This is a genomic window from Flavobacterium sp. TSSA_36 (assembly GCF_051547165.1).
GTDB lineage: Bacteria > Bacteroidota > Bacteroidia > Flavobacteriales > Flavobacteriaceae > Flavobacterium.
The window spans coordinates 190,584-212,608 of record NZ_JBPTTP010000001.1 but is presented as its reverse complement, the minus strand read 5'-3'; the positions used below and the strand labels follow the sequence as shown (position 1 = coordinate 212,608).

The 22,025-nt window shown below is 35.7% G+C and carries 16 protein-coding genes, 1 tRNA gene and 1 pseudogene; 9 read left to right on the top strand and 9 right to left on the bottom strand.

From position 1 onward, the window contains the following. Positions 1-4: 4 nt before the first annotated feature. The 3 genes from ACSVH7_RS00945 (at position 5) to ACSVH7_RS00935 (ending at position 5,613) form a co-directional block, all read left to right on the top strand. A complete protein-coding gene (locus tag ACSVH7_RS00945) occupies positions 5-1,576 on the top strand; it encodes a RagB/SusD family nutrient uptake outer membrane protein (RefSeq protein ID WP_438064823.1) in 1,572 nt (523 codons plus the stop codon). 18 nt (positions 1,577-1,594) lie between these two features. Next, the gene (locus ACSVH7_RS00940; RefSeq protein ID WP_438064822.1) at positions 1,595-2,683 is read left to right on the top strand and encodes a SusE domain-containing protein; all 1,089 of its coding nucleotides are present in this window, start codon (positions 1,595-1,597) and stop codon (positions 2,681-2,683) included. A 71-nt stretch (positions 2,684-2,754) separates the two neighbouring features. Further along, the gene (locus ACSVH7_RS00935) at positions 2,755-5,613 is read left to right on the top strand and encodes an alpha-amylase family glycosyl hydrolase (RefSeq protein WP_438064821.1); all 2,859 of its coding nucleotides are present in this window, start codon (positions 2,755-2,757) and stop codon (positions 5,611-5,613) included. A gap of 67 nt (positions 5,614-5,680) precedes the next feature. Here the strand turns inward: ACSVH7_RS00935 and acs are convergent, their stop codons facing one another. From acs to ACSVH7_RS00890, 9 genes and pseudogenes are all read right to left on the bottom strand, one after another. Next, positions 5,681-7,588 carry an acetate--CoA ligase gene (gene acs, locus ACSVH7_RS00930; protein ID WP_438064820.1) on the bottom strand — a complete coding sequence of 636 codons (1,908 nt, stop codon included), beginning with the start codon at positions 7,586-7,588 and terminating at the stop codon, positions 5,681-5,683. Positions 7,589-7,606: 18 nt separating this feature from the next. Then, a complete protein-coding gene (locus tag ACSVH7_RS00925; protein WP_438064819.1) occupies positions 7,607-7,966 on the bottom strand; it encodes a response regulator transcription factor in 360 nt (119 codons plus the stop codon). Continuing rightward, positions 7,963-10,674 carry an ATP-binding protein gene (locus ACSVH7_RS00920; protein WP_438064818.1) on the bottom strand — a complete coding sequence of 904 codons (2,712 nt, stop codon included), beginning with the start codon at positions 10,672-10,674 and terminating at the stop codon, positions 7,963-7,965. The genes ACSVH7_RS00925 and ACSVH7_RS00920 overlap by 4 nt, the downstream gene beginning before the upstream one ends. Before the next feature lie 267 nt (positions 10,675-10,941). Further along, complete coding sequence (locus ACSVH7_RS00915; RefSeq protein WP_438064817.1) at positions 10,942-11,169, bottom strand: DUF6814 family protein; 228 nt, start codon at positions 11,167-11,169, stop codon at positions 10,942-10,944. A gap of 10 nt (positions 11,170-11,179) precedes the next feature. Then, positions 11,180-12,712 (bottom strand): MFS transporter, encoded by a 1,533-nt coding sequence (locus ACSVH7_RS00910; RefSeq protein WP_438064816.1) that lies wholly within the window; start codon positions 12,710-12,712, stop codon positions 11,180-11,182. Positions 12,713-12,741: 29 nt separating this feature from the next. Next, on the bottom strand, positions 12,742-14,121 hold the full coding sequence (locus tag ACSVH7_RS00905) for a porin (protein ID WP_438064815.1): 1,380 nt from the start codon (positions 14,119-14,121) through the stop codon (positions 12,742-12,744). A gap of 92 nt (positions 14,122-14,213) precedes the next feature. Then, positions 14,214-14,516 carry a helix-turn-helix domain-containing protein gene (locus ACSVH7_RS00900; protein ID WP_438065427.1) on the bottom strand — a complete coding sequence of 101 codons (303 nt, stop codon included), beginning with the start codon at positions 14,514-14,516 and terminating at the stop codon, positions 14,214-14,216. Between the two features lie 21 nt (positions 14,517-14,537). Further along, positions 14,538-14,633, bottom strand: a pseudogene (locus ACSVH7_RS00895) (transposase-like zinc-binding domain-containing protein); the annotation flags it as partial. A gap of 219 nt (positions 14,634-14,852) precedes the next feature. Beyond that, a tRNA-Phe gene (locus ACSVH7_RS00890) sits at positions 14,853-14,925 on the bottom strand. A 99-nt stretch (positions 14,926-15,024) separates the two neighbouring features. Here ACSVH7_RS00890 and ACSVH7_RS00885 point away from each other — a divergent pair. The 6 genes from ACSVH7_RS00885 to ACSVH7_RS00860 all read left to right on the top strand — a co-directional run bounded on the left by ACSVH7_RS00885 (position 15,025) and on the right by ACSVH7_RS00860 (position 21,904). Beyond that, the gene (locus tag ACSVH7_RS00885) at positions 15,025-15,759 is read left to right on the top strand and encodes a type III pantothenate kinase (RefSeq protein WP_438064814.1); all 735 of its coding nucleotides are present in this window, start codon (positions 15,025-15,027) and stop codon (positions 15,757-15,759) included. Beyond that, complete coding sequence (locus ACSVH7_RS00880) at positions 15,752-16,999, top strand: hypothetical protein (RefSeq protein ID WP_438064813.1); 1,248 nt, start codon at positions 15,752-15,754, stop codon at positions 16,997-16,999. The genes ACSVH7_RS00885 and ACSVH7_RS00880 overlap by 8 nt, the downstream gene beginning before the upstream one ends. A 22-nt stretch (positions 17,000-17,021) precedes the next feature. Beyond that, positions 17,022-17,576 (top strand): LPS export ABC transporter periplasmic protein LptC, encoded by a 555-nt coding sequence (lptC, locus tag ACSVH7_RS00875; RefSeq protein ID WP_438064812.1) that lies wholly within the window; start codon positions 17,022-17,024, stop codon positions 17,574-17,576. A gap of 12 nt (positions 17,577-17,588) precedes the next feature. Further along, a complete protein-coding gene (locus tag ACSVH7_RS00870) occupies positions 17,589-17,783 on the top strand; it encodes a hypothetical protein (protein WP_438064811.1) in 195 nt (64 codons plus the stop codon). A 150-nt stretch (positions 17,784-17,933) separates the two neighbouring features. Then, positions 17,934-20,033: a peptidylprolyl isomerase gene (locus ACSVH7_RS00865; RefSeq protein WP_438064810.1), complete on the top strand. Its 2,100-nt coding sequence runs from the start codon at positions 17,934-17,936 to the stop codon at positions 20,031-20,033. A 101-nt stretch (positions 20,034-20,134) separates the two neighbouring features. Next, complete coding sequence (locus tag ACSVH7_RS00860; protein WP_438064809.1) at positions 20,135-21,904, top strand: DUF4153 domain-containing protein; 1,770 nt, start codon at positions 20,135-20,137, stop codon at positions 21,902-21,904. Positions 21,905-22,025: the final 121 nt, after the last annotated feature.

The window sequence follows — 22,025 nt, the reverse complement described above, 5'->3', positions numbered from 1 at the left end:
AAATATGAAAAATTTAAAATTATGTTTAGTAGGATTAGGATTAATACTACTATCCTTTAATAGTTGTTCTGATGATCTTAATACCAAGCCGAAAGTGGAACTTGATCTTGAGCAATTGTTGCAAAGAGATCCTAACGCCATCAAAGGATTAGTATCTAAAATTTATGGAGCTTTTGCTTTATCTGGACCAAAAGGACCAGGAAGTACCGATTTAGGTGCAGGTGATGATCCGGGAGAATCGCCATTCTTGAGAGGAATTATCAATCTTCAGGAATTTACTGCCGATGGTATGAAAAACCGTTGGGGTGATAATGGTTTAGACCAATTAACCACGACTTCAAAATGGGATGAGAATAATAAATTCTTTAAATACTTGTATAACCGTGTGTACTTTGTAGTACCTCAATCAAACAATCTTTTGAATGTTTTGAATAGTGTAACGGTTCCGGATCAAGAATTGTATAAAAGCGAATTGCGTTATTTGCGTGCTTTGGCTTACTACTACATGATTGATTGTTTTGGTAAAGGAGTAATTGCTACCGAAAAAGATTTAGGTAGTGGAGTGCCCATCAAAGAATCTTCAAGAACGGAGATGTTTGAGTATGTAGAAAAAGAACTATTAGCTATCGAGCCCATAATTCCTATTAAAAATGAATACGGAAGAGCAAACAAATCAGCGGTAAGAATGCTTTTGGCTAAGTTATATTTGAATGCTCAAGTATACACTGGAACTCCAAAATACAATGAGGCTCTGACTTATTCTAACAAAATTATTACAGAAGGAGGCTTTACATTAGCACCTAAATTTGTGAGTTTGTTCTCTGGAGATAACGATAAAACAGCAGCTAAAAATGAAATTATCTATGCTTTAATCGCTGATCCTATAGTGTCTCAAAGTTATGGTAATACCACTTATATCGTAAATGGTAATTTAAGTAGCGTTACTATGCCACTAACCACTTTTGGAGCCACTGATGGATGGCAAGGGCACCGTGCTACAAAAGCGTGGTATGGCTTGTTTGGTAGTTCAGCTACTGATCTAACGAATTCTTCAGATGATAGAGCGAAATTATTCTGGACTACCGGACATAATTTTGAAATGACTGATTACAAATTATGGGAAGATGGCTATCCAAGTGTGAAGTTTAGAAATACTAATTTTCAAGGTACTAATTCTCCTATCTCGTTTTCAAACACTGATTTCCCACTCTTCAGATTGGCCGATGTATACTTAATGTATGCAGAGTGCGTACTAAGAGGTGCTACCGGTGGAAGCAACGCTCAAGCTTTAGATTATGTAAACAAAGTAAGAAATCGCTCTAATGCAGCTTCTATTACTGCAGCAAATTTGAACTTGAACTTTATTTTAGATGAAAGAGCAAGAGAGTTAAACCTTGAAGGACACAGAAGAACCGATTTGATTCGTTTTGGAAAATTCACTGGAGGATCGTATTTATGGCCTTGGAAAGGTGGATCAAAAGATGGTATTTCTATCCCTGATTCTTACAAACTTTTCCCAATTCCATTGACTGCTTTGCAATCAAACCCTAACCTAACCCAAAATCCTGGCTATTAACATTAAACCAAAAACAAAATGAAAAACATTTTAAAAACCACCATTTTTGCCTTCTTGCTTGCCGCATTAGGCTCTTGTGAAAATGATATTGAAGCTGTAGCAACAAAACAAGCTGGAGCGAAACTTTTAACACCTGCATCAGGAACAGAATTAGTGCTTCTTGAAACCAATCAAGATGATGTAGCGACTACTTTAGTTTGGGATTATAGTGATTTTGGAGTGGAAACAGCTGCTTCTTATACTGTTGAAATCGCAAAAGCGGGTACTGATTTTAAAACTCCAATCGCTGCAGGAACTACTACAGAGCGTTTTTTAACTTGGACTGTGAAAGAATTGAATGATGTATTGATTAAAGCAGGTTTTACGCCAGCGGTACAATCTTCAATTGAGGTTAGAATTGCTGCTAAATTAGGAACTTCCACTAATGCTATTCAGCAATATTCTAATGTAATTACTTTAAAAGTTACTCCTTACACTGGTTTATTAGCTTACGATAAAACCGACTGGTTTTTAATTGGTGCTGCTGTAAAAGGGGGTTGGGAAAACAACGCAGACACAGACCACCAACCTATGTTTAGAGATGGTAAAAATGCAAACAAGTATTCGTTTATTGGATATTTTTTAGCGGGTGAATTCAAATTGATTTCTGTTAAAGGTAGTTGGCCTTCTCAAATAGGAAAAGCAAGTGCTACTGAAATTGAAATTAAAGACAATGCAGGAGCTTTTGTTATAGCAACTGCTGGGTACTACAAATTTACCTTTGATACCACGGCTAAAACCTACACTTTGGCGCCTTATACGGCTACTTTAAAATCATACACTACCATTGGTATGATCGGTACGGCAACAGCAGACGGTTGGAATTCAGATCAAGATATGGCGAAGTCTACTTTTGACCCTCATGTATGGACAGTTAAAATTGATTTAACTAAAGCTGAAACTAAATTCAGAGCCGAAAATGCTTGGGATACAAGCTGGGGAGGTACTACTGCGTTCTCTTCTATTGGTGGAACGGGTGATAATATTCCTGTAGCTGGAAAATCTAAATTCATTGTTTATTTCAGTGATATCGATGGAAGTTATTCTATGATTCCAAATCAAAAATAATATTCTATTTCCAATAAAAAGGGCTGTCTGTATGGCAGCCCTTTTTCTTTAATTTAAATCCTAAAAAAATAATGAGAAAAAATTTACTTATACTATTGCTTCTGGTGGGTTGGGGTGTTTTTTCACAAAAACAAACAGTCACTTATAGCATTACACCTGCCACCTTTGAAGAAACCAATACTATAACTATCACTTTTAATGGTTCAAGTATTAACGAGGGGACTTGGGGAGTTACTGGCAATGCATTGTATTTATGGGCATGGTCCTATGATTTGAACGATGCTACAGAATTGAATTGCCCCTCGAACGGGACGTGGACTAGTTCTAATGAATTGAACCGATTGACCTATAATAGTGGTAATGATACCTATTCAATAACTTTTGTGCCTACAACTTTTTATAATCGTGTTGGAATTGGTAAAATTGGTTTTTTAGTTAAAAATAAAACCGGATCTGGTCAATCACAAGATATATTTGCTGAAGTTGGTACTTTCCAAGTTACATTAAACACCCCTTCGCAAAACAGTACAACTATTTTAGCTTCTGGAGGAAGTTTAAATATTACCGCTACCAATACTAATGGAGTTGCGAATTACAATTTGAAATCCAATGGAGTTTCTATCAATACTGCATCAGCTACAGCAAGTTATTCTTTTGCTCATACGAACATTACAGGAAATCAAAACTATGAGTTAGAAGTGACGCAAGGCACTACAACCATTGTGAAGAAGTTTGCTGCTGTTGTTAATCCAATGCCGGTTTCAGAAACGATTCCAGCTGGTTTGGTAGACGGAATCAACTATAATGCAAACGATGCGACCAAAGCTACTTTGGTGTTAGATGCGCCATTCAAAGATTTTGTATATGTAGCAGGAAGTTTCAATAATTGGCAACCTACGAATGCGTATGCGATGAAAAAAGACGCTACTGCTGGATCTACAAAATTTTGGTTAGAACTAACTGGATTGACGGGGGGAACGAATTATACCTATCAATATTGGGTAGGGAAAGAAAGCCCTTTAGCAAATTCTCCAAAATTAGTAAAAACTGCCGATCCGTATTCTACTTTGGTTTTGTCGCCATTTGATGATCCTAGTATTCCTTCGGCTTCATTTCCTAATATCCCTGCTTATCCCGTAGGACAAGAGCGCGAGGTAACTTGGTTTAAAACGGGGCAAACGCCTTATGCCTGGAGTTCAGCGACGACTTCTTTCGTAAAACCAGCTAAAGAAAAATTAGTAGTTTATGAAGTATTGGTTCGTGATTTTGATGCTCGTCGAAGCTACCAAGACCTGATTGATAGAATTGATTATTTTAAAAATCTAAAGGTAAATGCTATTCAGTTAATGCCGGTTATGGAATTTGAAGGCAACGAAAGTTGGGGTTATAATACCTCCTTTCATATGGCTTTAGATAAATTCTACGGCACGCCAGAAAAATTGAAAGAGTTTATCGATTTGTGTCACCAAAACGGGATTGCGGTAATTTTAGATATTGCATTGAATCACGCTTTCGGACGGAATCCAATGGTGCGTATGTGGATGAACGATGCTGACGGAGACGGTTGGGGTTCGCCAACGTCTGAAAATCCTTATTTTAATACGGTAGCAAAACACAGTTACAGTGTTGGGGAAGATTTTAATCACCAACAACCTCTGACACAAAATTATGTAAAACGAGTAGTTGAACATTGGATCAAAGAATTCAAAATCGATGGCTTCCGTTGGGATTTAACTAAAGGATTTACACAAAATGCACAGGGATCCGATGCACAAACCAATGCGTATCAACAAGACCGTGTAGACGTTTTGAAAAAATATGCAGATTTTTCTTGGGCAGTAGATCCTACCCATTATGTGATTTTCGAGCATTTAGGAGGTGATTCAGAAGAGCGTGAATGGGCCAATTACAAAGATGGAATAATGATGTGGGGTAAAATGACCGATGAGTACAATGAACTTTCCATGGGATGGGCCAATAAAAACATCTCAAGAATGTCAAGTGCCAGCAGAGGTTTTACCAAACAACGATTGATGGGCTACCCAGAAAGTCACGACGAAGAGCGCTTAATGTACAAAAATTTACAGTTCGGAAATAGTACAAATCCAGCGCACGATGTAAAAAATCTGAGCACGGCTTTATCTAGAATGTCGGCTATTGGTGCGGTTTCTCTTTTGGTACCAGGGCCAAAAATGATTTGGCATTTTGGTGAATTAGGATGGGAACAATCCATTTATACTTGTAATAATGGTACTGTAAATACACCAAGTGATGCGACAAACGGTGATTGTAAGTTAGATAAAAAGCCGCAACCCCAATGGACAGGGAATTGGTTAGGAAATTCTGATAGAAGTAAAATCTATAATGACTGGGCCAAAATGATAAGTTTGAAAATTAACGAACCCGTGTTTTTAGGAGATGTGACTATTTCTAGTGCAAATAGCGTAACACCAAATATCAAGATAACCAATGCTAATTTAGCGAGTACTGATTTGAAAGATGTACTTATTGTTTCCAACTTTGGCGTGGTGACTAGTGCTGTAGCTACTGGTTTTCAATATACAGGAACTTGGTTTGATTTGATGGACAATACAGAAATTGTAGTTAGCGATGTCAATCAGACAATAACGTTACAACCCGGTCAATTCAAGATTTTAGGAAATAAAAAAGCGACGCTAGCGATAGAAGATTTTGAAAAAGAAGCCTCTATTCGATTATTTCCTAATCCAGCCTCGAACTATTTTACATTGAGTGTTGAAACCACTAAGGTAGAAATTTACTCGATTTCAGGTCAAAAAGTAAAAGAATTTAAGGCCAATCAATCTGTAGATCAGCAATTTTCTATCGGTGATTTGACTAAAGGATTTTATTTTGTGAAAGCATACAATGCGGCAAAACAGACTCAAGTTTTAAAATTAATAAAAGACTAAGTTTTTTTTGTAAGGCTATAAATTAAAATCGGCTGTTTCCTAAGAGACAGCCGATTTTTTGTATGATTTATAATTTCCCGTCCTTAATTTCATCGACGATTTCTGGATTTAAAAGGGTGGAGGTATCACCAAAATTAGAAAAATCACCTTCTGCAATTTTGCGTAAAATACGACGCATTATTTTTCCAGAACGGGTTTTGGGCAATCCAGTCACAAACTGAATTTTATCCAGTTTAGCGATAGGGCCAATATGGTCAGCAATAAATTGATTGATTTCTTTACTTAGATTATCTCGATCACGATATTCTCCTATCTCTTTCAGAATCACAAATCCATAGAGTGCATTTCCTTTTACATCATGCGGAAAACCTACAATGGCCGATTCTGCCACCGCCGGATGTTCATTTATAGCATCTTCTATAGGAGCAGTACCCAAATTATGCCCAGAAACAATAATGACATCATCCACACGACCCGTAATTCTATAATAGCCTACTTCGTCTCTTAGGGCGCCATCTCCTGTGAAATATTTTCCTGGAAAAGCACTAAAATAGGTTTCTTTATACCGTTGATGATCGCCCCAAATGGTTCTGGCAATACCAGGCCAAGGAAATTTGATACACAAACTTCCGGTTACTTGATTGTCCTCAATTTCATTTCTTTTTTCATCCATCAAAACGGCCTGAATTCCAGGAAGTGGTAGGGTAGCATAGGTGGGTTTTGTTGGTGTCACGAAGGCGATAGGTGAGATTAGAATTCCTCCCGTCTCGGTTTGCCACCACGTATCCACCACAGGACATCTTTTACCTCCCACATGGTCATTGTACCAGTGCCAGGCTTCTTCATTGATGGGCTCGCCAACAGACCCAATAACTTTTAAGGAGTCTAAAGGATATTTTTGAACGTAGTCTAGATTTTCTTTAGCCAAGGCTCTAATGGCTGTAGGAGCGGTATAAAAATGAGTCACCTTGTGTTTCTCGATGGTTTCCCAAAAACGACTGAAAGTAGGATAGGAAGGCACTCCTTCAAAAATAACAGTGGTCGCTCCATTTAATAAAGGACCATATAAAATATAGGAATGTCCAGTAATCCAACCAATATCTGCGGTACACCAAAAGATGTCGTTGTCTTGATAATTGAATACATTCTTGAAAGTATAAGCCGTATATACCATATAGCCCGCGGTGGTGTGCACCATCCCTTTGGGTTTTCCGGTAGAGCCGGAGGTATATAAAATAAACAAGGGATCTTCTGCGTCCATGATTTCGGCAACATTAGCATCAGAGGCTTTGTCTAGTAAGGGCTGTAACCACAAATCTCTGCCGTTTTGCATGGCCACTTCGCTATGGGTTCTTTTGGCTACAAGTACTTTGGTGACAGAAGGACATTTTTTTAAAGCTTCATCAATGATTCCTTTAAGATCAATCGTCTTGTTGCCTCGATAGCCTCCGTCAGAAGTAATGACCATTTTACACTCGCTATCGTTGATTCTTGCCGCAACAGCCGTATCTGAAAAACCGGCAAAAACTACAGAATGGATCGCTCCAATTCGAGCACAAGCCAAAACAGAAACAGCCAATTCTGGAATCATCGGAAGATAAATACAAACGCGATCTCCTTTTTGAATGCCTTGTTCAAGTAGTACATTAGCCATTTTATTGACCCTTACAGAAAGTTCGTTATAGCTGATGTGTGTGGCAGTTTCATTCGGGTCATTCGGTTCAAAAATAATAGCAGTTTTATCCCCATTTCGAGCCAAATGTCTATCGATGCAATTTTTAGTAATATTTACTTTAGCATTTACGAACCATTTGATATCGGCCTCAGCCATGTTAAAATCGATTACTTTTTCCCACTCTTGGTACCAAACAAAATTTTCAGATGCAATTTTATCCCAGAATTTTCGGGGTTCTCTTATGGATTTTTTGTAATGTTTGAAGTATTCTTCAAGGGTGTTAATTTTAAAATAACTCATGTTTTAGTTTTTGGTTAATTATAATAATTCATGTACTTGTTCTACTAGTTTTTTGATAGAAAAAGGTTTTAAAACATACAAATCAGCGCCTAATGCTAATCCTTTTTCAATGTCTTTTTCTTTGTTTTTGGCCGAAAGAAAAATCACTTTGCAATGTTGTAATTTTTCTTCTTTTTTAATTTGGCGTAAGGTTTCGTAACCATCCACCAAAGGCATCATGATATCTAAAATGATGATGTCAGGTTGTTGTTTTTGCAGGATGTCTAATGCTTCTTGACCATCACGAGCCACATAAACTTCAAAATTGTTTTTTTTGAAGGTGTATTCTAAAGACATTAGAATATTAGGTTCGTCGTCTACTAAGAGTATTTTTTTCATGGTATTATGGTTTCTGAAGTATTGTAATTAGGGAGGGTGAAATTAAAAGTCACTCCTTCGTCTTTGGTGTTTTCTGCCCAAATTTTGCCTTTATGATGTTCTATTATTTGTTTGCAAATGGCCAATCCGAGTCCGCTTCCTACAGGTTTTTTTATATTTTGGTTTTTAGATTGATAGAATTTGTCAAAGATCGCTTCATATTCTTCTTCATTAATTTTTGTTCCATTATTTTGGATGCTAACCAACACCGATGAAGGATTCTCGTTGATAGAAATGGTTATTTTTCCATTTGGATTGGGGCAAAATTTTAGAGCGTTAGAAACCAAATTATGCACCACTTGCACCATGCGTTCTTCATCATAAAAAGCGCGAATTACTGTAGCTTGATTTTTAAATTCAATCTGAATGTTTTTACTCTGAATGATGTGCTGAAGTGGATGTAATGTTTTGGTAATGGTTTGTACTAAATTATTTTTGGATAAATATATTTTTTGTTTTCCAGTTTCGAATTTTTCTAAATCCAAAATTTTGTCAATTAATCGATTCAATCGATCGGATTCAGAAATGATGTTTTGCAAAAATTGCTGACGCAGTTCTGATGGGATTGCTTCATCCTCAAATAAAATTTCGCTAGCGGCTCTAATGGCGGTTATGGGTGTGCGCAATTCGTGTGTTACTGTATCGAGAAATTCATTTTTTTGCGCATCTTTTTTGAGTAGTTTTAAGTTAGCGACCTGTAATTGCTCCGAAGTTTTCTGTAATGCATGAGTAGTTTCGGTTAGTTTTTTGTTGACAATTATATTTTCTTGAGATTCTTCAAGAATACGTAACACTTCAGGGAGCGCTATTTTTTCTTCTTTGACTACGCTAGCAATTAATATTTTGGAGGAAGATGTTCCAATGTGGCCCGTCAGTAAATTTTCGGCAAATTTTATAAAACGAGCATCAGCTGTTACAATGTTTTTGTCGATGTTGTATTTTCGATGAAATAATTCCAAGGCCCTTTGGGTTCTTACTACTCCCAAAAAACGTTCTAAAATTATTTGAATATCAGCAATGTAAGCGGTTCCTTTCCACACAAAAGCGTTTTCTAAATGGCCACTATATTTGTCAATATCTACAAACATTTCCGCATAATTTCGTTCTCTATAATTTCCTTTAAAACTCACCGAAACAGTCAAGTAAATAATGGAATTAAAGAATAAACTCCAAAATACTGCCTGAGGAATTGGATCAAGATAGTTTAATCCAAAAAGCGCAAAGGGTTTTAGGTGTTCAATTTCCCAAGGGCCATTTTGAATAAAAGAGCTGTTATTTTCATTTAATCCTAAAGCAAAAGGGATAATGAGTGTGTAACTACAAATTAAAAAGCCAATTACTATTCCACTTATTGCACCTTTAGTGGATCCTCTCCTCCAGAATAGTGCGCCAAAAAAAGCTGGAGCCAATTGGGCAATGACCACAAAGGAAACTAATCCGATGGAGTACAACGAATAATCTAAAATAAAAATTTTGTAAATAATATAGGATAAAATGGTCAAACACAAAATACCTATTTTTCGACTGTTTACAATTCTTCGTGTATTCTCTCGTTGTTGTTTATTTTCTAACGAACCAATAAAGCCGTAGGGAATCAATAAATTGTTGCTTACCATAGTGGCCAAGGCTATTGATGAAACAATAATCATGGATATGGCTGCTGAAAATCCGCCAAGAAAAACAAGAACGGTTAAAGTATTGTTATTGAAGTACTGCGGAATCAATAAAGAGTAGGTGTCTGAGTTTAGATTTTGACCCTGAAACAAAATACTGCCTCCCCAAGCGATAGGAAAAACAAAAACATTGAACAAAATCAAATATAACGGGAACAACCAAATAGCTGTTTTGATATGTTTGCTATGGTTGTTTTCTACAATACTTGTATGAAATTGTCTGGGCAGTAAAAACATGGCAAACATAGAAACTAAGCATAAAAAGAACCAATTCAAGGCGTTTTCAATACTGCCAATCGTGTTTTTCTTTTTAAAATCGGCAATGGTAACAGCTTGATTGTAGATGTCTTCAAAGCCATTAAAGACAAAATAAGTAACATAAATACCAAGGATTAAAAAGAAGAGTAATTTTAAAATCGATTCTATAGCAACTGCTAATACAATACCACGTCTTTTTTCAGAGGCATCTACATAGCGGGTTCCATAATAAGATGCAAAAATGCCCAAGGCTAAACAGACATAAGTTGTGGTGTCCAAAAAAATATTTTCGGTCGATTGTGTTCCGGTTACGATGTGAAAAGTATCCGAAATAGACTTTAGCTGTAAAGCGATATAAGGTAAGATTCCAATGACGCAAACTAGAGTTACAAGAGCTCCCAAAAATCGGCTATTGCCATACCGAAGAGAGATAAAATCAGCAATACTTGAGATTTTATTGACTTTGGAAATTTGTATAATTTTTTTCAAAATCAACATCCAAGCGGGTATGATCATTATAGGACCAATGTAAATAGGGAGGTAGCTCAAACCTGAATTTGCCGCCACTCCTATACTGCCATAATACGTCCAAGCAGTGCAATACACTGCTAACGAAAGAGAATAAATATAAGGATTGTTAGTCCATTTGTAATGTTGTTTCTTTTCTGCCCAATGCGCGATAAGAAACAACAAGGACACATAAAGTCCTAAAATAATTAGAATACCTAGACTACTCATCGTACTTTTTTATCAAGATAAAACTAATAATAATGGAGAATATCCAAACCATGAATATGTAGCTGTAAATAATTGGTAATCCTGCCAATGAATCCGAACTGTCAAATAATAACAGTAGCGGAAAGTTCATTGCCAGGAATACTAGTAAACTTAAAATAATGAATTTTTGTTCGTGCCTTTTTTTCATAATTCTACTTACTTTAGTTCAAAGTAAGAATTTTAAAAGTGAATCGCAATCTCTTGACTATAAGTGATTGCGATAATTGATTATCGTTTGGTGTCATCATATTCACCCATGAGGGAATAGTAACCAAAAATGCCCATTCCTATAACCACAAGCGGAGTCAGTACACATAAAATGATGATTCCAAAAACTAAATCGTCTTGTTTTCCTGATGCAAATTTGGGTAAGCCAAATTCAAATACACAAAAATAGGCGGCTGCTATAGCTAAGGCAATCCATACCATTCCTAAAGCTCTTTTTATCTGATTCATAATGTTGGTTTTAAACGTGTTTGTTAGTTTTTGAATTGTCTAGATAAATCATTCCGATCAAAAAACATACGGAGGCGATAATAATTGGATACCATAATCCTTCAAGATAATAGCTTACATCTCCTGCTTCTTTGGCATTGGTTACTAAATAAGTGGATATTGCAGGTAAAAGTCCGCCAAATATTCCATTCCCCACGTGGTAAGGCAATGACATCGAGGTGTAGCGAATTTTAACTGGAAACATTTCTACTAGAAAGGCTGCTATTGGGCCATAGACCATCGTTACAAAAAGTACTTGAACAAAGATGTAAAAAACCAACATCCACATGTCATTATTGTTAATTGTTAAAGTTGTTTTGATTTCGGATTTTGGTTTGCCATCAACCATTTTGGCTACTCCATTTTCAAGAGGAACTGTTTTGATTTCTACCCATTTTGTACCATCTTCAAATTGTTTGGTAGTAGTGTACACTGAGTCTAGGGCTTGTTTGTTAGCTTTAGTTTCGGCTAAGACCACGGTTTGTGCGACAATTTCAGTTTTGTTTTTGATGTTTGTCGTTTCGAACATCGCTTGATAGATGGGTCTGTACAAAAGAATAGCAATTAGCATTCCTCCCATCATGATGTATTTTCTACCCAATTTATCACTCAACCATCCAAAAACAATGAAAAAAGGAGTTCCGAGTATCAATGCAATACCCAACAGTTTGTCTACTTGAGACGACTCGACGGTCATTACCGTTTTTAAGAAACTCATGGCGTAGAATTGTCCAGTGTACCAAACGACTCCTTGTCCCATGGTGGCACCAAATAAAGCAAGTAGTACAAATTTTAAGTTGTATCGATTGCCAAAGCTTTCTTTTAAAGGATTGGTACTTGTTTTTCCTTCTGACTTCGCTTTTGCAAATACTGGAGATTCATCCATGTTTTTTCGAATCAAATACGAAATACCTACCATTACTATAGAAACCCAAAAAGGCACTCTCCATCCCCAAGCGTCGAATTCTTCTGGGGTTAATACGTTTCTGGTGGCTAGGATTACCATTAATGAAATGAATAGCCCTACGGTAGCGGTAGTTTGTATCCAAGAGGTCCAGTACCCGCGTTGTCCAATCGGGGCATGTTCGGCTACATAGGTGGCAGCTCCACCATATTCACCACCCAAAGCTAATCCTTGTAGCATTCTTAAAATAAGTACCAACAAAGGAGCTATAAATCCAATCGTTTCATAACTAGGGATACAGCCTATCAAGAAAGTGGCGCCTCCCATCAAAAGCAACGTCACCATAAACGTATATTTCCTTCCGATGATATCTCCTAATCTTCCGAAGAAAAGGGCACCAAATGGTCGCACCACAAAACCTACTGCAAAGGTGGCAAGTGTAGCCAAAAAGGCTGCTGTTGGATTATCGGCAGGAAAAAATTTGGTTGAAATCACTACAGCTAAACTGCCGAAGATGTAAAAGTCGTACCACTCAATCATGGTACCCATGGATGAAGCTGAAATTACTTTCCAGATTCCTTTTGTTGATTTGTTACTCATTGGTTAATTTTTTTGGTTGTTTTTTGGGTTTATAAATAGATCTGTAATTGTACTACAAATTCTCCTTTATTGTTTTCTTTTACTCCCGGTGCACTGTATACAGGTCGAGTAGAATATTGAGCCGTAATTTTAGAATGTTGGCCATCCAATAAAAAGTTAGTACCTACATCAAATTGGGTACTTGATTTTTTTAAGGCATCAAAATCTTTATAAGTAAAGGCACCAAAAGGTTGAATTCTAACCTTAGGTTTTTCGTTTTTGTCCGGAATTAAAAAACCAGCTTGCGTATACCAGATTGTTCCAGTGCCAATGGTTGCTTGTACATTTCCTGGGCCTGCAATAGCTCTATTTCCAGTAAAATTAGGGTCAGAAGCCCCTACATTCATGATTCCGATATTGCGTAAATAATTGGGTCCAAAATCATAATTATAGTATACACTATAGGCGGTTACAGCCATTTTTTTCTCTTTTTTACCTACCGGAAGATCCAAGAAAATATCAGCAGAAAAAAGATTCATATCGTGTTTTTGAATTTGATTGTTTACCGATGATTTGGTAGCATTAGCCGCGGTATAAAAACCAGCTCCAATATTGAATACTTTTTTAGTGCCTACATACGAACCTACTTTAAAAGGGAGCAGGTTGGATTCTTGATCTAAAAATTGGTATTCAAAATAACCAGCGGTTGACCATTTTGCATTCCCGTTATTATCTACAGCAATTGCATTTTCTGCATCATTAACATTGGTTGGTGTAACATTTGTTACAAAAGGTTTATTGTGACTTAGTCTGTATTCGAACTTTCCGTATTTTCCCTTTGCAAAGAGTCCCATTTGTCTTGCAAATTGATCGGAATTTTCAATTAATGGCCAATTGAAAATTGGAGCATCAATCGTTAAAAAATTTAAAGTAGATGCCATAGTTTCTCTTGAAAGCCCCATGTAATAATGTAATCCGCCACCTAAGGATAAACTAAACTTTTTGTCTTTTTGTGGCAGAACTACAGCATATTCATTCCAAGCATCATGAAAGAATAAACCGGGTTTTTTGCCTGAACCATAGCCGCCAGTTCCTGTGGTTCCAGAAGCACCACCACTGGCAAAAGATTGATTATTGATGCCGAAATGGGTAACAATCATGTAGCGAGGTGAGATTTGAGAGTAGGCTAAAAAACGTAAGCGTCTATTTCCAATATCGGTTGCACTTGAAGCGGCTTCATTGCCAACTAAAGTTCCGGGATTCATTTGTGAAGAGCGAAACCAGATTTGGTTCCAAACGATAAATCGCATGTATTTAGAACCTCCTTCATTGAGGTTGAATTTCATGCCACTTGAATATTCACTTGATCCTTGAGCAAAAGCTACAATCGAAGTAAATAAGAGAAAAAGCAGTGTGGTGTGTTTTTTCATAAAAATTAAATTTATTTGATTTTTGTGAGACCAAATTCTAATTTAATTTTCAATAAAAAAAAAGTGATATATGTAGTTGTAAATTACTATAGTTAATCTTTAAATCGTTCCCATTTGATTAGCATAAACTTGTCTCCCAGTTCTGTTATGATCATGCCTGCTCCTTTAAGTATCTCTTTGTTTTTTATGTATTCAACTAGTTCTAAGTGGTTTAGTATTTTGTATGTTGGGTGATAATTAGTGTGTGATGTTTTTTTTATGTGATACGATTTCACCCAATTACTTACGGTGACATGAGAAACACCTAGAATTCGTTCGATTTCTCTATAGCTTAATCCTTCGAGGTAAAGTTGTAATGCTTTGGTTACATAGTAGTCATCTATTTTTTTTCCCAATTTTGCAACTGTGAAGCTATATTTGCATTTTTTGCAAGTATACCTCTGTTTTTCAGCAATTATTCCGCTTTTTATAATGTGATCGCTTTGACATTTTGGACAGGCTGTAGTTTCCATGTATATTTAATTTGCATAAATATATCAAATTAGCAATTAAATAAAAAATGAATGTCAAAAAACAGCGGTTGTTTTTTGTTTATTCTTGATTTCACTAGGAAAATAATAGAATTTTTTATAAAAAGAATTCTTGTATTAGAGTATAGTGAACGTGAGGGTCCTTTGTAGGTCGAGAAAGTATAAAAAACAAAAAACCCGAATACTACTATTCGGGTTTCGTGGTACCTCCAGGGATCGAACCAGGGACACATGGATTTTCAGTCCATTGCTCTACCATCTGAGCTAAGGTACCTTGCTTGATGCGGGTGCAAATATAGAACCATTTTTAATTTATCCAAAACAATTTTGAAAAAAAATCTATTTGTATATTCGCTTCCTCAAACAAGCAGGTATGATTTTAACAATTGATGTGGGTAATACTCGAATTAAAGGAGCTGTTTTTGAAGCAGATACTTTACTAGAAGATTTTGTTTTTGAAGAAAAAACGCTCTTTACTACACTTGATTTTTTTTTAAAAAAATATCAAAATGTGTCTCATTTGGTCTTTTCTACGGTAGGAAAAATAGAAAAAGAGGCTTTTTTGACCTTTGAATCCAAGATTAAAATTCATAGTATTTCTCGTGAGGACAGATTCCCCTTTGTAAATAAATATGCTACACCGACCACCTTAGGTATTGACCGTATGGTTTTGGCAGCAGGTGCAACACTAAGGTTTCCAAAACAAAACCGCTTAGTGATTGATGTAGGTACTTGTATTACATATGATTATATCGATGAAAACGATTGTTATTGGGGCGGGGCGATTTCGCCAGGAATACGTTTACGGTATGAATCATTACATAATTATACGGCAAAATTACCTTTGCTTACCCTCGAACTACCCGATTCATTTGTAGGGGACTCTACGGCGAATGCCATACATTCGGGAGTTGTAAATGGTGTGACTTGTGAAATTGATGGTTTTATTGATGAATTCAAAGCGAAACATTCAAATTTTATCATAATTTTAACGGGGGGGGATGCACTTTTTTTGGCGAAGCGATTAAAAAATACCATATTTGCCAATTCAAATTTTCTTTTAGAAAGTTTGAATCAAACATTTCAATATACAATCAACAATGATTAAAAAAATCTTTAAAGCGGCTTGTTTGCTTTTTTCATTAGTGTCTTTTGCCCAACAAGGTACATCATCACCTTACTCTTATTACGGTATTGGCGATATCAGATATCGAGGTATGATAGAGAATCGATCTATGGGAGGTGTAGCAATTGAGCAAGATAGCATACATGTTAATGTAGAAAATCCGGCTAGTTATGGGAGTTTGATTAGAACCACCTTGACTATGGGGGGTACTTATGGAACCCGCGTGCTAAAAGATGAAAAAAGTAAAGCTACAGCAGGTAGGACTACAGTTGATTATATGGTCGTGGCTATTCCTGTTGGAAAATTAGGCATTGGTTTTGGTTTGATTCCATATTCTTCTGTTGGTTACAAAATACAATCTATTACAGCAGATGTATCCAAAAACAATACTAGACTAGAAGGAAGTGGCGGAGTAAATAAAGTTTTTTTTGGCGCAGGGTATAAACTGACTAAGAATTTTAGCTTTGGCGCTGATGTGCAATACAACTTTGGTAAGATTAAAACGGAAAGTTTAGAGTACATAACCGGCGTACCCGTAGGAACTAGTGAGACTAACTTAACTTACATTAATGGTGTTAATTTTAATTTAGGAGCCATGTATCAGGCTAAAATAACGCCGAAACTGAATCTGTACTCAAGTCTAAGTTACACTTTTCAAGGAAATCTAACTTCTGAAAATACTCGAAACATTTCCACTGTTGATTACGAAGGAAATATCAATATCGATCCTGAGGGATTTGATGAATTAAAATCGAAAAAGGACTTGACGTTGCCGAGTAAAGTTACGTTTGGTCTAGGAATTGGAGAGTCCAAAAAATGGATGTTAGGTACTGAAATTGCGATGCGTAATGCTGGAGAGTTAGCCAATAATTACAATAATGTAGACGACGTAACTTTTGATAATTACAGCCGATACAGTTTGGGAGGATATTACATTCCTAATTACAAGTCTTTTACAAGTTATATGGATAGAATCGTCTACAGAGCGGGTATTCGATATGAAAAAACAGGCTTAGTAATTAGAAATCAACATATTGATGACAAATCTATTACTCTTGGTTTTGGATTACCTGCAATAGGAACGTTATCTAATTTTAATGTTGGATTAGAATATGGAATTAAAGGTAAAACAACCTCAGGTTTGATTAAAGAAAATTACTTCAATGCCAGTGTGAGTTTTTCTCTTAATGATAAATGGTTTGTGAAACGTAAATTTTACTAACAGCTAGTCGTAATTTTTTTTCATGACAATTTATTTTAAAACATACTTTCCAAAACTTCTTTTTTCAGCACTATTTTTTAGCATCCTTTCTTGTGAAAGTAATTTTAAAGAGGTTCAAAAAATTAATGTATCAGAGTTCAATCCTTCAGGAGAAGCGGATACAATTAATGTAAAATACACCGATTCTGGGCGTATTGCGGCTATTTTATTGAGTTCGAAAATGTTGGATTATTCTGCAGTAGATTTTCCTTTTACCGAATTCCCAAATGGAATAGACGTAACCCTGTTTGATGCGAAAGGGAAAAAGACTTTTGTGAAATCAAATTACGCTATTTCTTATAAAAAAACAGGAATTATAGATTTACAAGGAAAAGTCCGAATTACCACGGAAGAAGGACATGTTTTGGCTACAGAACAGTTGTATTTTGATCAAAAAAATGAATGGTTTTACACCGAAAGACATTTTGAGTTTACTAGCCCACAAGGAACTTCTAAAGGTCAAGGCATTGACTTTAGCAAGGATTTCAAAATGATTAATTCTCAAAAAATTTCAGGAGACGTAGCCACTCAAAACTAAAAAATCACACTTATGAAATATTTAAAATTTACTTCTTACGCCTATTTAGCGATTGCACTCATTACGGTTTATGACGGAATAACGAAATGGAATGATGCTTCCGGACCATGGTTGAGTTTTGGAATAGCCGCGGTTGCAGTTTTTATGTTCTTTTTTAGAACAAAATATTCGAAGCGCTTTGAGGATCGCAATAAAACAGAAAAATAATTGTACTCCCTTTTTTTGAATTTGCAATCAAATTGCAAGCTTTGAATCCGATTACCAAAAAAAATAATTAAAATAAAACACTCCAAGTGTTGTTTTTAACTAGATAATTGTATTTTCGCAACTCGTATATAAAAATTAACAATAATAAAAATGGCAGTTTTAGCAAAAATTAGACAACGTTCCGCTTTATTGATAGGCGCAATTGCAATAGCCTTATTTGCTTTTATCATTCAAGATTTGATTGGTAAAGGGGGTCTTGGTCAAAACACAAAAGATGTAGGAAGTATTAATGATAAAGATATTGCTTTTGAGGATTTTAGACTAAAAGTAACTAATCTTGAAAAAAGTGGGCAGGGTATTTCAGCCACCCAAGCGGCCAATCAAGTTTGGGAACAAGAAGTAACCTTAGCTTTATTGTCTGAAGAATTTGAAAAATTAGGACTACGTGTAGGTGAAAAACATATTATTGAAGTATTAAAAGCAGATCAAAATATTGGCAAAAATCCAATGTTTTTAAATGCTGCAGGAATGTTTGATGTGGCAAAATTCAAAGACTTTTTCAAATCTAATCCAGAGCAAGCTCAGTTTTTAAAAGATCGTGAAAAAGATGCAGAAATCAATGCAAAATATCAAATATACAACTCATTGATCAAATCCGCCTTATACACTACAGAGGCGGAAGGAAAAATGAAATATGAAGCTGAATCCAATAAAGTGAATTTTGCCTATGTTGCCGGACTATATTCTACGATTAAAGACAGTGATGTAAAAATTACTGATGCTGAAATCACTGAATATATGAAGAAAAACGAAAAGAAATTTAAAGCCGAGGAATCTCGTGAAATTTCGTATGTTTTAATCGAAGACAAAGCGTCTGCACAAGACGAAGCTGAAATAAAAAACAAAATCACCGCTTTACTTTCTGGAAGTGTAGTGTACAATCAAGCTACTGCTAAAAATGACACCGTTCCAGGATTTAAAAATGCTAAAAACGCGATAGATTTTGTAAATGCAAATTCTGATGTTCCTTACGATTCTACTTATATCGCTAAAAAGGATTTACCAGCAGTAGATGCAGATCGTTTGTTTACTTTGCCTTCAGGAGCGGTATACGGACCTTATAAATTTGGCAATTATTACTGTTTGTCTAAATCTTTAGGATTTAAATCAGGAGTTAATGCTAAAGCAAGTCACATTTTGATCAGCTATGAAGGTACACAAGTGCCTAACAAACGTGAGTTAAGAACAAAAGAAGAAGCAAAAGCAAAAGCAGAATCTATTTTGGCACAAGTACAAGCCAATCCAGATAGTTTTTTAATGTTAGCGTTTACAGCTTCAGATGATTCTTCTGCGCAACAAGGGGGTGACTTGGGGTATTTTAGCCCAGGTGCGATGGTGAAACCATTCAACGATTTTGTTTTCAATAACGGTATTGGAAAAGTAGGATTAGTAGAAACTCCTTTTGGTTTTCATGTAATTAAAATTACAGACAAACAAGATGGTATTCGTTTGGCTACTGTAGCGCAACGTATCGAGGCTTCTGAAGCAACCTCTGATAAATTATTTGCTCAAGCTACCCAATTTGAAATGGAAGCCGCTGAAAAAGATTTTGACAAATTAGCCAAAGACATGAAATTAACTGTAGCTCCTGTAGTTACTGCAAAAGCGATGGATGAAAATTTCGGATCATTAGGTAATCAAAGAAACATTGTGAGATGGGCTTTTGAGAAAGATTCAAAAGCAGGGACTATAAAGCGTTTCGAATTAGCTAATGTGGGTCACGTAATTGCTAAAGTAAAAAGTATAGATAATTCTGGTTTAGTAGCTATTTCTTTAGCCAGACCTTATGTAGAGCCTATTCTTAAAAACAAGAAAAAAGCGGAATTGATTAAAGCTAAAATGACAGGCGCAACTTTAGAGGCGATTTCAAAAACTGTGGGAGCTCCTGTACAACAAGCCACTGGATTAACACTTGAAAATGCGGTTTTACCTGGTGGTGTAGGACAAGAAGCGAAAGTTGTAGGGAATGCGTTTGCATTAGCAGCTAATAAGGTTTCTGCCCCAATAGAAGGCAACACGGGAGTTTATGTAGTAAAAAACATAAGCACTATCAAAGCACCTGCTTTAAAAAGCCATGCCCCTTATATATCTAAATTAAAAGCACAAAGTAATGGTGATGTGAATCGTGCGATTCCTGCCTTAAAAGCAGCAGCGACCATTGAAGACAATAGAAAACAATTTGGAATGTAATTTCTAAATAATCTCACTATATTTAAACCAGTTACATTTAGTTGTAGCTGGTTTTTTTATATTTTAATTTTTGCTAAATTCGATTTTAAACGCTGCAAATTATGTCAAAATTCCCATCTTTTCAAAATGTATTGCATTCTTCGGTTGCAACTGCTTTGAGATTTCCGCTAGAAACTTTGATTACTTTAATAGGTGCTATTTGCACTTGTTTATTGATACATGATGGATTTGACGCGAAGACTAATGACCAATTCATAAGAGTAATGATGAGCTGTTCGCTATGTTTGGTGTGGTTTTTATCCTGTAGTTTGTTTTTTGGAGTTTTGCAACTTAAGGTACTGTTTCGATATGGACTGAGTATGTTGATTGGTTCGTTGCTTTTTTGGTTTGTTTTTAGTTTTGATGTAGCTATTTCGGAAGTCGAAATTCAACAATTTTTTGTACTTAACATAGCGCTGCATTTGCTAGTTTCCTTTGCGGGTTTCCTGCTTATAAAATACAATCAAGAAGAATTTTGGGAATTCAATAAACAACTTTTTCTAAGAATTATTACTGCAGGTTTTTATAGCGGTGTTCTTTTTGCGGGATTGGCTTTGGCTATAGTCGCTGTAAAAGAACTTTTTGTCTTAGATTTGAATGAAAAGGTTTTTGGATATCTTTTTGTGTGTATTGCAGGACCTTTTAATACGCTGTTTTTTTTGAATGGTGTTCCTGATATCTACAACTCAAAAAACACGCTAGTGTTAAGTTACCCTGTTGGCCTCAAGAAATTCACACAGTACGTCCTTCTTCCATTGATTAGTTTGTATTTGGTAATCTTGCTATGTTATGAGGCCAAGATATTGATTACACTTTCTTTGCCTATAGGTTGGGTGTCTTATTTGGTTTTAGTTTTTGCTATTGTTGGTATTTTATCCTTTTTATTAGTCCTTCCTATTGCGTCTTCGCATGGTAACTTGTGGATACAAACTTTCAATCGTTGGTTTTATTACCTATTAATTCCTTTATTAGGTTTGTTGTTTTGGGCAATTCTATACCGAATTTATAGTTACGGTTTTACACATGAGCGTTATTATGTAGTACTCTTGTCCTTTTGGTTAGCCATTGTTGTAGGTTATTTTTTGATAGCAAATAACCCTAAAATAAAGTTCATCCCTATCAGTTTGTGCTTAGGAGGATTTTTTTCTATTTGGGGACCTCAAAGCGCAGATAGTGTGTCTAAGACGAGTCAGTTGAATCGATTAGAATCCTATGTTCAACAACTTAAAAAACAAACATTAAGTTTTGAAGAAGAAAAAGACTTGAGCTCTATTGTTACTTTTCTAGTATCAAATTATAATGGAGAAATACTGATTCCTCTGGCAAAAGACAAATTGGAAGTGGTATTTGCTACTGAAAAACAACCTGATGCCGTTGCCATCGTTGAAGCACTTGGAGTGAACTATAGATCCAAGTATGACATTGTGAATACGAAGAAAACGACTTTTAATTATGTTTACTCGGATAATTATAAGGCAACAATTGAAACAATTCGTGGATATGATTTGTCTTTTTTATTATCCAATTATGGCCAATTGGAATGCGACAATTGTGTGGTCATCAATTCGACCTCATATTCCATACAATCGATAAAAAAATCCTATGGAGTTGATTTGAAAATTAACAATGAAGTTGTTGCTTTGCCTTTTATAACCTTTATCGAAAAGGGTGCAGGGTTTGATAACAATCATTCTTCTAAGAAAATGAGTCAAGTGGTGGAAACCCCTAATTATACTTGTTTGATTACTTTTTTGGAAGTCGGGGGTAACTATGTTAATGGTAAAAAAGAGATAGTGAATTATAACCTTAAAATTCTTCTGAAAATAAAATAGTTTTTAGCCCAGATAGGACTGAAAATCCTTTGCTAAAAAAGTTTTTGTTTTTCTTGCTCCAAAAGAGCGACCAACGGAAGCTCCTTTTGGAGGGTAGAAAAACTAACCTTTTTAGCAAAGA

Excerpts from the sequence above, each read along its gene's own strand:
- ACSVH7_RS00920 (WP_438064818.1), bottom strand. The coding sequence starts at position 10,674 with ATGAGTAGTCTAGGTATTCTAATTATTTTAGGACTTTATGTGTCCTTG.
- ACSVH7_RS00910 (WP_438064816.1), bottom strand. The coding sequence starts at position 12,712 with ATGAGTAACAAATCAACAAAAGGAATCTGGAAAGTAATTTCAGCTTCA.
- ACSVH7_RS00925 (WP_438064819.1), bottom strand. The coding sequence starts at position 7,966 with ATGAAAAAAATACTCTTAGTAGACGACGAACCTAATATTCTAATGTCT.
- lptC (WP_438064812.1), top strand. The coding sequence starts at position 17,022 with ATGACAATTTATTTTAAAACATACTTTCCAAAACTTCTTTTTTCAGCA.
- ACSVH7_RS00940 (WP_438064822.1), top strand. The coding sequence starts at position 1,595 with ATGAAAAACATTTTAAAAACCACCATTTTTGCCTTCTTGCTTGCCGCA.
- ACSVH7_RS00935 (WP_438064821.1), top strand. The coding sequence starts at position 2,755 with ATGAGAAAAAATTTACTTATACTATTGCTTCTGGTGGGTTGGGGTGTT.
- ACSVH7_RS00860 (WP_438064809.1), top strand. The coding sequence starts at position 20,135 with ATGTCAAAATTCCCATCTTTTCAAAATGTATTGCATTCTTCGGTTGCA.
- ACSVH7_RS00865 (WP_438064810.1), top strand. The coding sequence starts at position 17,934 with ATGGCAGTTTTAGCAAAAATTAGACAACGTTCCGCTTTATTGATAGGC.
- ACSVH7_RS00885 (WP_438064814.1), top strand. The coding sequence starts at position 15,025 with ATGATTTTAACAATTGATGTGGGTAATACTCGAATTAAAGGAGCTGTT.
- ACSVH7_RS00915 (WP_438064817.1), bottom strand. The coding sequence starts at position 11,169 with ATGAATCAGATAAAAAGAGCTTTAGGAATGGTATGGATTGCCTTAGCT.
- ACSVH7_RS00880 (WP_438064813.1), top strand. The coding sequence starts at position 15,752 with ATGATTAAAAAAATCTTTAAAGCGGCTTGTTTGCTTTTTTCATTAGTG.
- ACSVH7_RS00905 (WP_438064815.1), bottom strand. The coding sequence starts at position 14,121 with ATGAAAAAACACACCACACTGCTTTTTCTCTTATTTACTTCGATTGTA.
- ACSVH7_RS00945 (WP_438064823.1), top strand. The coding sequence starts at position 5 with ATGAAAAATTTAAAATTATGTTTAGTAGGATTAGGATTAATACTACTA.
- ACSVH7_RS00870 (WP_438064811.1), top strand. The coding sequence starts at position 17,589 with ATGAAATATTTAAAATTTACTTCTTACGCCTATTTAGCGATTGCACTC.
- acs (WP_438064820.1), bottom strand. The coding sequence starts at position 7,588 with ATGAGTTATTTTAAAATTAACACCCTTGAAGAATACTTCAAACATTAC.